Annotated in this window: 12 protein-coding genes and 1 pseudogene; 7 read left to right on the forward strand and 6 right to left on the reverse strand. The window is 67.9% G+C overall.

What is annotated here, in order from left to right; translation table 11 throughout:
* Positions 1 to 176 precede the first annotated feature (176 nt).
* Both ACFU95_RS50255 and ACFU95_RS50260 read right to left on the reverse strand, forming a co-directional pair.
* On the reverse strand, positions 177 to 398 hold the full coding sequence (locus ACFU95_RS50255) for a hypothetical protein (protein WP_383844425.1): 222 nt from the start codon (positions 396 to 398) through the stop codon (positions 177 to 179).
* A gap of 157 nt (positions 399 to 555) precedes the next feature.
* Positions 556 to 987, reverse strand: coding sequence for an NUDIX hydrolase (locus ACFU95_RS50260; RefSeq protein WP_383844428.1), 432 nt, complete (start codon positions 985 to 987; stop codon positions 556 to 558).
* Positions 988 to 1,058: 71 nt separating this feature from the next.
* On the opposite strand from ACFU95_RS50260, the pseudogene ACFU95_RS50265 reads away from it, so the two are divergent.
* The 5 genes and pseudogenes from ACFU95_RS50265 to pstB form a co-directional block, all read left to right on the forward strand.
* A pseudogene (locus ACFU95_RS50265) lies at positions 1,059 to 1,376 on the forward strand (NUDIX hydrolase); the annotation flags it as partial.
* A 246-nt stretch (positions 1,377 to 1,622) separates the two neighbouring features.
* Complete coding sequence (pstS, locus tag ACFU95_RS50270) at positions 1,623 to 2,747, forward strand: phosphate ABC transporter substrate-binding protein PstS (protein ID WP_383844430.1); 1,125 nt, start codon at positions 1,623 to 1,625, stop codon at positions 2,745 to 2,747.
* Positions 2,748 to 2,886: 139 nt separating this feature from the next.
* On the forward strand, positions 2,887 to 3,894 hold the full coding sequence (gene pstC, locus ACFU95_RS50275) for a phosphate ABC transporter permease subunit PstC (RefSeq protein WP_383844433.1): 1,008 nt from the start codon (positions 2,887 to 2,889) through the stop codon (positions 3,892 to 3,894).
* Positions 3,891 to 4,949, forward strand: a complete 1,059-nt coding sequence (gene pstA / locus ACFU95_RS50280) for a phosphate ABC transporter permease PstA (RefSeq protein WP_383844436.1) — start codon at positions 3,891 to 3,893, stop codon at positions 4,947 to 4,949. The genes pstC and pstA overlap by 4 nt, the downstream gene beginning before the upstream one ends.
* A gap of 70 nt (positions 4,950 to 5,019) precedes the next feature.
* Positions 5,020 to 5,796, forward strand: coding sequence for a phosphate ABC transporter ATP-binding protein PstB (pstB, locus tag ACFU95_RS50285; RefSeq protein ID WP_383844439.1), 777 nt, complete (start codon positions 5,020 to 5,022; stop codon positions 5,794 to 5,796).
* A 378-nt stretch (positions 5,797 to 6,174) separates the two neighbouring features.
* On the opposite strand, the gene ACFU95_RS50290 is transcribed toward pstB, so the two are convergent.
* Both ACFU95_RS50290 and ACFU95_RS50295 read right to left on the reverse strand, forming a co-directional pair.
* A complete protein-coding gene (locus ACFU95_RS50290; protein ID WP_383844442.1) occupies positions 6,175 to 7,173 on the reverse strand; it encodes an anion permease in 999 nt (332 codons plus the stop codon).
* 9 nt (positions 7,174 to 7,182) lie between these two features.
* Positions 7,183 to 7,803, reverse strand: coding sequence for a DUF47 domain-containing protein (locus tag ACFU95_RS50295; protein ID WP_383844445.1), 621 nt, complete (start codon positions 7,801 to 7,803; stop codon positions 7,183 to 7,185).
* A gap of 236 nt (positions 7,804 to 8,039) precedes the next feature.
* On the opposite strand from ACFU95_RS50295, the gene ACFU95_RS50300 reads away from it, so the two are divergent.
* A complete protein-coding gene (locus tag ACFU95_RS50300) occupies positions 8,040 to 8,417 on the forward strand; it encodes a metal-sensitive transcriptional regulator (protein ID WP_383844448.1) in 378 nt (125 codons plus the stop codon).
* A 28-nt stretch (positions 8,418 to 8,445) separates the two neighbouring features.
* Here ACFU95_RS50300 and ACFU95_RS50305 read toward each other — a convergent pair whose 3' ends face one another.
* Together ACFU95_RS50305 and ACFU95_RS50310 are read right to left on the reverse strand one after the other, a co-directional pair.
* Positions 8,446 to 8,622 (reverse strand): hypothetical protein, encoded by a 177-nt coding sequence (locus ACFU95_RS50305; protein ID WP_383844451.1) that lies wholly within the window; start codon positions 8,620 to 8,622, stop codon positions 8,446 to 8,448.
* 110 nt (positions 8,623 to 8,732) lie between these two features.
* Positions 8,733 to 9,575 carry a hypothetical protein gene (locus tag ACFU95_RS50310; protein WP_383844454.1) on the reverse strand — a complete coding sequence of 281 codons (843 nt, stop codon included), beginning with the start codon at positions 9,573 to 9,575 and terminating at the stop codon, positions 8,733 to 8,735.
* Positions 9,576 to 9,701: 126 nt separating this feature from the next.
* Here ACFU95_RS50310 and ACFU95_RS50315 point away from each other — a divergent pair, with 126 nt between their 5' ends.
* Positions 9,702 to 9,881, forward strand: a complete 180-nt coding sequence (locus ACFU95_RS50315) for a hypothetical protein (RefSeq protein WP_383844457.1) — start codon at positions 9,702 to 9,704, stop codon at positions 9,879 to 9,881.
* Positions 9,882 to 10,093: the final 212 nt, after the last annotated feature.

Here is a 10,093-nt window from a genome sequence, read left to right on the forward strand (position 1 = left end):
CCCAAACACAAACGTCGGTCTCCAAGACCACAACCAGGTCTTGGAGACCGACGTCACGCACGGGCCGCCCCACAATTCGCCAACAGCGTCCCGGGTTGGGAGAGGGCCGTCATACGCTCCTACGGGCAGGCACGGTGCTTGAGGCGGCACCGCCTCTGACCTGCGTCATACCCCTGTCATACGGGGTCCTTCACCCTGTAGTACACCCTCATTTCCGGTATGGCGCCGAGCTTCTCATGTCCGTTCACCCAGGCCAGTTCGAGGATGTTCGCCGCGATGGTCAGCGCCCACTTGGTTGCGTCACTGTCGTTCATGCCCGTATGACCGATGACGCGGAGCGCACGGGCGAGCTTCTCGTCCCGGCGAACCGACAGCATCTTGGGAACCTTGTCTGTCATGCCGCCCGCCCCACCGAGGGTGCCGTATCGAATAGAGCGCTCAGCACTCCGCGCTGCTCTGCGCTCGGCTCGGGTGCCCTCTCGAGTTCAGCAGTCACCCAGTCAGCGACGCTCACAGTCGCCGTTCCCTCCCAGCGTCGCTCTTGCTGCTCCGGCATCACAGCCCCCTCGCGTCTTCGTCCTTATCAATGGCGATGAGCGCGGCAGGGATCAGATCACGGTCCCTCTCATGCGTGAGTCGTTCACGGGCATCGTCGGGCGTGAGCCAGACAAGATCACTGACTTCCTCGTTCGGCTCGAAGGCTCCGCCGGTTGCCTCTGCCACCCAATAGACGACCTCTTTGGGGCGGCTCTGATGGTCGATGTACCGGGACGCGGGGAGCCTCTCTCCCAGACGGCACGTGTAGCCGGTCTCTTCCAGCACCTCACGGCGTGCCCCCGCTTCGGCCGCTTCCCCTCGCTTGAGCTTGCCTTTGGGCCAGGACCAGTCAGCCCACTTGGGCCGGTAGACCACTGCCAGCTCCAGCCCGGCCGACGAGCGACGCCACAACAGGCAGCCCGCAGCACGAACGACATACGCTCGACTCATGAAGTCAATGGTGCCGCCAAGGCGTCGAAGGCGCCCTGACCTGCGACTTACTTCACTGTGTTTAACATTCATACGACGACTGGTCCCACCCGAAGGGCAAGCTGAAACGCGGCGAGGACCATCTGGCCGGTGCGCTGCGCGAGGTCGCGGAGGAGACGGGGCACTCCGCCCGGACCGGCGCCGAGCTGCCGACCCTGCGCTATCTGGCCAACGGCCGACCCAAGGAGGTCCGCTACTGGGCGGCCGAGGCGGGCCCCGGCGCCTTCACCCCCGGCACCGAGGTGGACCGCCTGCTGTGGCTCTCCCCCACGGCGGCCCGGAGCCGGCTGACCCAGCCGAGGGACCGCTCACTCGTGGACGCCCTGCTGGCGTCGCTGCGGACGGCCTAGTCCGCACCAAACCGCACAAAGTCTCGGGATACGCCCGTGTCCTCAACGTAAGCGTTCCGTGACCTCACCGCACCGTCCCCAGGGGTTCACCCCTCGTTCATTTACGTCCTTCGGCGCCTTCACCTGTTCTGCCTAATTTCGGCCTTGCACGATGACGGGCCGCGCCCACGGGGGGCCGGGCCGCATCAACCATTCTTCGCACGCCGCCGTATTCAGGCCGGCGGCTCCTGGAAGGAACTCCCTCAAGTGAAGCTTCAGCGCAAGAACCGGCGGGCTCTCGCTCTCGGCGCCATCGCCGTCTCCGGCGCCCTGGCCCTCACGGCGTGCGGCTCCGACGACACCGGCTCCGGCAGCAACGACCCGGCCGCCAGCGCCGCGGCCGGCAACATCAAGTGTGACGACGCCAAGGGCCAGCTGCTCGCCGACGGCTCCTCCGCGCAGAAGAACGCGATCGACGCCTGGGTCAAGCAGTTCACCGCTGCCTGCAACGGCGTGCAGATCAACTACAAGGGCGGCGGCTCGGGCGCCGGCGTCACCGCGTTCACGCAGGGCCAGGTCGCCTTCGCCGGCTCCGACTCCGCGCTGGACGAGGAGGAGATCACCGCCTCCAAGAAGATCTGCACCGGCGGTCAGGGCATCGACCTCCCGATGGTCGGCGGCCCGATCGCGGTCGGCTACAACGTCCCGGGTGTCGAGAACCTGGTCCTGGACGCGCCGACCCTCGCCAAGATCTTCAACGACAAGATCAAGAACTGGAACGACCCGGCGATCGCGAAGCTGAACCCCGAGGCGAAGCTTCCCGACCTGAAGATCCAGGCCTTCCACCGCTCCGACGAGTCCGGCACCACGGACAACTTCACCAAGTACCTGATCGCCACCGCCAAGTCCGAGTGGCCCTACGAGGGCGGCAAGGCCTGGCAGGCCAAGGGCGGCCAGTCCGCCGCCGGCTCCTCCGGTGTCGCCCAGCAGGTCAAGCAGACCTCCGGCGCCATCAGCTACATGGAGCTGTCGTACGCCAAGGACGGCATCAACGCCGTCAAGATCGACACGGGTGCCGCCGCCCCGGTCGAGGCCAACGTCGCCAACGCCACCAAGATGATCGCCGCCGCCAAGCGGGTCGGCACCGGCAAGGACATGGCGCTGGAGCTGGACTACGCCACCAAGGCCGACGGCGCCTACCCGATCACCCTGGTGACGTACGAGATCGTCTGCGACAAGGGCAACAAGTCCGACACCCTCGCCGGCACCAAGGCGTTCCTGCGCTACATCGCCTCCGAGGACGGCCAGAAGATCCTCACCGCGAACGACTACGCCCCGATGCCCGAGGAGATCATCTCCGAGGTTCGTACCACCATCGATGGCCTGAGCTGACCTGAGTGCGGTCCGGTCCGGACCTGAAAAACCCGGACCGGACCGCACCGTCCGGTGCACCGCCGCCCGGAGCCGTACATCGCTACGACTCCACCGAGCCGCCGCAGACCGCGCACGGCTCCGCAGACCGGAGAACCCGATGGACATATCGACACAGAAGACTCAAGCTTCTCCCCCCACCCCACGCCCCGCGGACGCCGAGCAGAAGCGCGCGGCCCGCGGCACCACCCGGCCCGGTGACCGGGTCTTTCTCGCGCTCTCCCGCGGGTCCGGCATCTTCCTGCTGGTGATCATGGCCGCCATCGCGGTCTTCCTCACCTACCGGGCGAGCCTCGCGATCAGCAAGGACGAGGCCAACTTCCTCACCGCCTTCGAGTGGGAGACCAGCGCGGTCCCGCCGAAGTTCGGCATCGCGGTCCTCGTCTACGGCACGATCGTCTCCTCGATCATCGCCATGGTCATCGCGGTCCCGATCGCGGTCGCCATCGCGCTGTTCATCACGCACTACGCCCCGCGCAAGCTCGGCGGCCCCATCGCGTACGTGATCGACCTGCTCGCCGCCGTGCCGTCCATCGTGTACGGCCTGTGGGGCGCCCTGATCCTCGTACCGCAGATGAACGGCCTCTTCGGCTGGCTGGACAGCTACCTCGGCTGGACCGGCATCTTCTCCTGGGACGACGGCCCCGCCCGCTCGATGCTGACCGTCGGCATCCTGCTCGCGATCATGATCCTGCCGATCATCACCAACGTGAGCCGCGAGGTCTTCCGCCAGGTCCCGCAGATGCACGAGGAGGCGGCCCTGGCGCTCGGCGCCACCCGCTGGGAGGTCATCCGCATGGCGGTCCTCCCCTTCGGCCGCTCCGGCGTCATCTCCGCCTCGATGCTCGGCCTCGGCCGCGCCCTCGGCGAGACGATGGCCGTGGCCACGGTGCTCTCCCCCACCTTCGACATCCAAGCCAGCCTGCTCAACCCGGGCGGCGGCACCTTCGCCCAGAACATCGCCAGCAAGTTCGGCGAGGCGTCCGAGTTCGGCCGTGACGCGCTGATCGCCTCCGGTCTGGTCCTGTTCGTCATCACCCTGCTGGTCAACGGCGCGGCCCGCGCGATCATCGCCCGCCGCAAGGAGTACTCGGGGGCCAACGCATGAGCACCGCCATCGCCGACAAGCGCCCCAGCACCCTGCGTGGCGCACGCCTGCCCAAGTGGTCCCCGTACGCCATCGCCGTCGGCTCCGTCGCCGTCGCGATCGGCATCGGCCTGGCCGCCGGCCTGGACAGTCGCGTCCAGTGGGGCCTGATCGCCGGGCTCCTCTTCGTCTTCGGTACGTACGTCATCGCCGCCCGCGTCGAGGGCCGCCGACAGGCCAGGGACCGCATCGCCACCTCGCTGGTCTGGGTGGCCTTCCTGCTCGCCGTCGTTCCGCTGGTCTCCCTGATCTGGGCGACCGTGTCGCGCGGTGTGAAGGTCCTCGACGTCTACTTCCTGACCCACTCCATGGGCGTGGTCGCCGACGCCGAGCCGGGCGGCGGTATCTACCACGCCATCCTCGGCACCCTGGAGCAGGTCGGCCTCGCCACCCTGATCGCCGCGCCGGTCGGCGTCCTCACCGCGATCTACCTGGTGGAGTACGGCCGCGGGAACCTCGCCAAGGCCATCACCTTCTTCGTCGACGTCATGACGGGTATCCCGTCGATCGTCGCGGGCTTGTTCATCCTCAGCCTCATGCTCATGCTGGAGATGCAGCCCTTCGGCTTCGCCGGCTCGTTGGCGCTCGCGATCCTGATGATGCCGGTGGTGGTCCGCTCCACGGAGGAGATGCTCAAGCTCGTCCCGAACGAGCTGCGCGAAGCCTCCCTGGCGCTCGGCGTCCCCAAGTGGCGCACCATCTTGAAGGTGGTCGTACCGACCTCCATCGGCGGCATCACGACCGGCATCATGCTGGCGGTCGCCCGTATCACGGGTGAGACCGCGCCGGTGCTGCTCCTGGTGTTCGGCAACAGCTTCATCAACGCCAACCCGTTCGAGGGCGCGCAGGCGTCGCTGCCGCTGTACATCTACCAGCAGTACGCGAACAGCGCCGGGTCGACGGCGGCGTACGACCGTGCCTGGGCGGCATCGCTCACGCTGATCGCCTTTGTGATGCTCCTCAACCTGGTGGCCCGCGGGATCGCCCGCTGGAAGGCCCCGAAGACCGGCCGTTAAGGCATCGACCTGCGGCTACCGCCGCGCGGGGCCCTACAGCGACCGACGGATCTGGAAGTGAAGTAGAGACATGGCCAAGCGAATCGACGTGAGCGGACTCACCGCCTACTACGGCTCCCACAAGGCGATCGAAGACATCTCGATGACGGTCGAGCCGCGCTCGGTGACGGCCTTCATCGGCCCGTCCGGCTGCGGCAAGTCGACGTTCCTGCGCACGCTGAACCGTATGCACGAGGTGACGTCGGGTGGCCGCGTGGAGGGCAAGGTCCTCCTGGACGACGAGGACCTGTACGGCCCCGGCATCGACCCGGTGTCGGTCCGCCGCGAGGTCGGCATGGTGTTCCAGCGCCCGAACCCCTTCCCGACGATGTCGATCTTCGACAACGTGGCGGCGGGGCTGCGCCTGAACGGCAGCTACAAGAAGAGCGAGCTCCAGGACATCGTCGAGAAGTCCCTCAAGGGCGCGAACCTCTGGAACGAGGTCAAGGACCGCCTGAACAAGCCCGGCTCGGGCCTGTCAGGTGGCCAGCAGCAGCGACTCTGCATCGCCCGCGCGATCGCGGTGGAACCGAACGTCCTGCTGATGGACGAGCCCTGCTCCGCCCTGGACCCCATCTCCACCCTCGCCATCGAGGACCTGATCGGCGAGCTGAAGGAACGCTTCACGATCGTCATCGTGACGCACAACATGCAGCAGGCGGCACGCGTCTCGGACCGTACGGCCTTCTTCAACCTCTCCGCGGTCGGCCAGCCCGGCAAGCTGATCGAGATCGACGACACGGAGCGCATCTTCTCCAACCCGTCGGTCCAGGCCACCGAGGACTACATCTCCGGCCGCTTCGGCTGACGAACCCCTCGCGGTGCTGCATGGCGGTGCCACCGCGAGGCAGATAAAGGGCCCGCCCCCCGGCTCCCGGGGGGCGGGCCCGTCTCTGCACGGATACCTGCGACGCCCCGTCGCCGACCACCTTCCAGCCCGGCCGGCACTTGAGGACAAGCCACCCGGCGTTCGAGCCCGCAGAGCGCTTGACGCCGGCCCGGACCCTTCAGCCCGTCTGGGGGCACCCCCTCTGGGGGAGTTTGAGGACGACGCCCCTTCAGGGCCGAAGCGGGGTCTGGGGCGGCAGCCCCAGCGGGGTCGAAGGGGCGGAGCCCCTTCAAGGGATGGGACGGGTAGGGGCGGCGGGGGCGAGAAAACCCAGGGGCCACCACGGCGAACAACCGCCTACAGGAACGCCAGCTTCACCACACCGAACGCACCGGCCGCGACAACCGCAGCCGCCGGCATCGTGATGAACCACCCGAGCACGATGTTCTTCGCCACACCCCACCGCACGGCGTTCACCCGCTTCGTAGCCCCCACACCCATGATCGCGGACGTGATGACATGCGTCGTGGAGATCGGCGCCTTGAACAGAAACGCCGTGGTGAACATGATCGACGCCCCCGTCGTCTCCGCCGCGAACCCCTGCGGCGGATCAAGCTCAATGATCTTCCGCCCCAGCGTCCGCATGATCCGCCACCCACCGGCATACGTCCCCAGCGACAGCATCACGGCACAAACGATCTTCACCCACACCGGAATCGGATCGCCGTAGTCCTCGACATCGGCGATGACCAGCGCCATCACCACGATGCCCATCGTCTTCTGCGCGTCCTGGAGACCATGCCCGAGCGCCATCCCGGCCGCCGACACGGTCTGCGCGATCCGGAACCCCCGCTTGGCCTTGTGCGGATTGGCCCGCCGGAAGATCCACATGATCGCCGTCATCACGAGATAGCCCGCGCACAGGCCCACGACGGGCGAGACGAACATCGGGATGACGACCTTCTCCAGCACCCCGCTCCAGTACACCGTGGTGCCGCCGGCCAGCGCCGCCCCCACCATGCCGCCGAACAGCGCGTGCGAGGAGGAGGAGGGCAGACCGAAGTACCAGGTGACGAGGTTCCAGGTGATCGCGCCCACCAGGGCCGCGAAGAGGATCCCCATCCCCTTCGAGCCCTCGGGGGTCTGGATCAGACCCTCACTGACGGTCTTGGCGACACCGGAGCCCAGAAAGGCACCGCCGAGGTTCATCACCGCGGCCATGGCCAGCGCGGCCCGCGGCGTCAGCGCCCGCGTCGACACGGACGTCGCGATCGCGTTCGCCGAGTCGTGGAAGCCGTTGGTGTACGTGAAGAAGAGCGCGACCCCGATGGTCGCGACCAGCGCGAAGGTGTCCATGTGCGGGTCTCAGGACTCCTTGACGGCGATGGTCTCCACCGTGTTCGCCACGTGCTCGAATGCGTCCGCCGCTTCCTCCAGCACATCCACGATCTGCTTGAGCTTGAGCACCTCGATCGCGTCGTACTTGCCGTTGAAGAGGTGGGCGAGAAGCTTGCGGTGTATCTGGTCGGCCTGGTTCTCGAGCCGGTTGACCTCGATCCAGTACTCCGTGAGGTTGTCCATGGTGCGCAGGTTCGGCATGGCCTCGGCCGTGAGCTCCGCGGCCCGCGCCAGCACCTCGATCTGCTGCTCGACGCCCTTGGGCAGTTCCTCGACGTTGTAGAGGACGACCAGGTCGACGGCCTCCTCCATGAAGTCCATGATGTCGTCGAGGGACGACGCGAGGTTGTAGATGTCCTCACGGTCGAACGGCGTGATGAACGAGGAGTTCAGCTGGTGGAAGATCGCGTGCGTGGCGTCGTCACCTGCGTGTTCCGCGGCCCTCATACGCTCTGCGATCTCGGCCCGGCCGGCGGTGTCCGCCCCGAGCAGTTCCATCAGGAGCTTCGAGCCCGTGACGATGTTGTCCGCGGATGCGGCGAACATGTCGTAGAAGCTCGTCTCCCGGGGGGTCAGACGAAATCGCACGTGGGGTCCTCAAGAAGGATCGGTTTCGGTCAGGCTGATGCTAGGCGCATCATCCGGCCACGGCTAATGGGCCGTCCTCCAGTGTCGCCCATCAGGCACAGTGGTCGGCACGGGGGCTGCCCAGTGGTCCAGTCCAACGGCCGGTCGCGGTTCGGCCACAGGGGCCTCTACCCAGCAAAGTTCGGTACGATATACCCAGTAGGGGTATATGAAGCGGTTTACGTCTGGAGGACGCGATGACGACCACCGAGGCCGGCGCGGGTGCGCTCTCCGCCGCTGACGAGACAGTGGAAGCGACGGTCACGGAGGTCGTGACGGACCACGACCGGGGCATCCACGGCTACCACAAGCAGAAGGACGAACACCTCAAGCGCCTGCGCCGCATCGAGGGCCAGATCCGCGGCCTGCAGCGCATGGTCGACGAGGACGTCTACTGCATCGACATACTCACGCAGGTGTCCGCTTCCACCAAGGCCCTGCAGTCCTTCGCCCTCCAGCTGCTGGAGGAGCATCTGCGCCACTGCGTCGCCGACGCGGCCCTCAAGGGCGGCACAGAGATCGACGCCAAGGTGGAGGAAGCGACGAAGGCCATCGGCCGGCTGCTGCGCACCTGACGGCGGGCCGCCCGCGCAAGGGCCGGGCTCACCCGCCCTCCGCGTCCCGCTCCTCCGCGACTCTCAGCACCTCGTCGATGCTCTCCAGGCTCAGCCGGTCCTCGCGTGCGGTCGAGGCCGCGATGATGAGTTCCCCGCACAGCTCGATCTCGGCGAGGGCCACGTGGTCCTGAACTGCCGTACCGCCGACCGGAGCCACGTGCATCACCTCTTCTCTGCCGTTACCGACTTCCTAGAGTAGGGAGCGGCCTACACACCGCGCATGGCACGGACGGGCTAGTTCTTGACGCCCGTCACGCACGCATACCCGGGCTCTCACTCCTCAGCGATCTTGCCCGCGTAGATGTCGTCGCCGTCCGGCAGCCGTACGTCGACGGGGGCCCCGAAGTCGTACAGCAGGGTCGTCGAGGCCACGGCGACGGCGTCCCTCTGCTGCCCGTTGACGAAGCTGAACCGATGCCGCACCTTGCGGATCCGCCCGTCCTCATCGAGGTAGACGTCGAACGGAACCTCACTGGTGGCGAACCCTTTCGCCGCCGCCGCAAGCGCTTGCGAATTGCCCTCGGAGGCCTCCCGCGCGGCAACCACCAGATCAGCGGTCCCCCGGTAATGCCGCACCGCCGTACCGGCGACGTCCTCCTCGCCCACATACGTCACCGTCCGCGCCCCGCGCAGCACCTCCGCGGCGGCGAACGGATCGGTCGCGCCCCCGGTGACGAGGTTCCCGTCGGAGAGGGACCGGGTGTCGACCCGTACCCACTTGTCGGCGGGCACACCGGCACCCCGGTTCTTCATGAACAGCGCCCCCGGGGCGAGCAGCTCCATGATCGGCCGCTGCGCGGTGGCCCCGGCAGGATCCTGCGGCAGCAGCACCCGCAACCGCCCCCGCTGCTTGCGGAAGTCGTACACGCCCTCGCCCCGGATGGTGACCCGGGTCCCCCCGGCGGCCATCTCCATGGACGTCCGGGCCTTGGAACTCCGGGCCCCGACCAGCGCGTCCGCGGCACGCCGCACGATGACCTCGGCATCCCCGCCGCGCCCGTCCCCGACGGCGGCGCCGCTCTGCGCCACACACCCAGTGCCCGCCAGACACACGCACAGGACCCCGGCCGCAACGCCCGCTCCACGCCTCCGCCTGTGCTGCTGCCGCTTCGTCATCGCCTGCCTACCCCCAGCCGGTACGTCCGTCACGGGCACCCCTGTCGTCCGGTTAACGACGAGTAGGTGCCCCCGTCACGCACACCGGAGGCGTTGCGCTTACTTGCCCTGGGTAACGTTGTGGCCGTGGCGCAGCAGGACGGACCAACCTCCCCCGCACATCCCGACGGCCCCGCGGAACACCGCACGACAACCGTGGAGAAGGGCCGCTTCTGCACGGCCCACTGCATCTGCGGCTGGCGGGGCCCGGCAAGACGCGCACGCAGCCTGGCGCGGGCGGACGCAGAGGGGCATGCGGGGGATTGAGCCCACCCCGAGCCCCCACCCACCCGCAGAGGGCATCGCTTCATGCTCGGGACCGGTCACTTCTCAGTGCCGCTCCAGGCACTTTCAGCCCGTCCGGCGTTTGAGGACGAGGCCCTTCGGGCCGAAGCGGGGGTCCAGGGGGCGGCAGCCCCCTGGCCGGGGTCGAAGGGGCGGAGCCCCTTCAAGGGATGGGACGGGTAGGGGCGGCGGGG

It is taken from the genome of Streptomyces sp. NPDC057623 (assembly GCF_042800355.1).
Classification (GTDB): Bacteria; Actinomycetota; Actinomycetes; order Streptomycetales; family Streptomycetaceae; genus Streptomyces.

Bases quoted from the DNA above. Each gene is read 5' to 3' on its own strand.
- ACFU95_RS50300 (WP_383844448.1), top strand. From the start codon at position 8,040: ATGACGACCACCGAGGCCGGCGCGGGTGCGCTCTCCGCCGCTGACGAG.
- pstB (WP_383844439.1), top strand. From the start codon at position 5,020: ATGGCCAAGCGAATCGACGTGAGCGGACTCACCGCCTACTACGGCTCC.
- ACFU95_RS50290 (WP_383844442.1), bottom strand. From the start codon at position 7,173: ATGGACACCTTCGCGCTGGTCGCGACCATCGGGGTCGCGCTCTTCTTC.
- pstC (WP_383844433.1), top strand. From the start codon at position 2,887: ATGGACATATCGACACAGAAGACTCAAGCTTCTCCCCCCACCCCACGC.
- pstA (WP_383844436.1), top strand. From the start codon at position 3,891: ATGAGCACCGCCATCGCCGACAAGCGCCCCAGCACCCTGCGTGGCGCA.
- ACFU95_RS50255 (WP_383844425.1), bottom strand. From the start codon at position 398: ATGACAGACAAGGTTCCCAAGATGCTGTCGGTTCGCCGGGACGAGAAG.
- ACFU95_RS50305 (WP_383844451.1), bottom strand. From the start codon at position 8,622: ATGCACGTGGCTCCGGTCGGCGGTACGGCAGTTCAGGACCACGTGGCC.
- ACFU95_RS50310 (WP_383844454.1), bottom strand. From the start codon at position 9,575: ATGACGAAGCGGCAGCAGCACAGGCGGAGGCGTGGAGCGGGCGTTGCG.
- ACFU95_RS50260 (WP_383844428.1), bottom strand. From the start codon at position 987: ATGAGTCGAGCGTATGTCGTTCGTGCTGCGGGCTGCCTGTTGTGGCGT.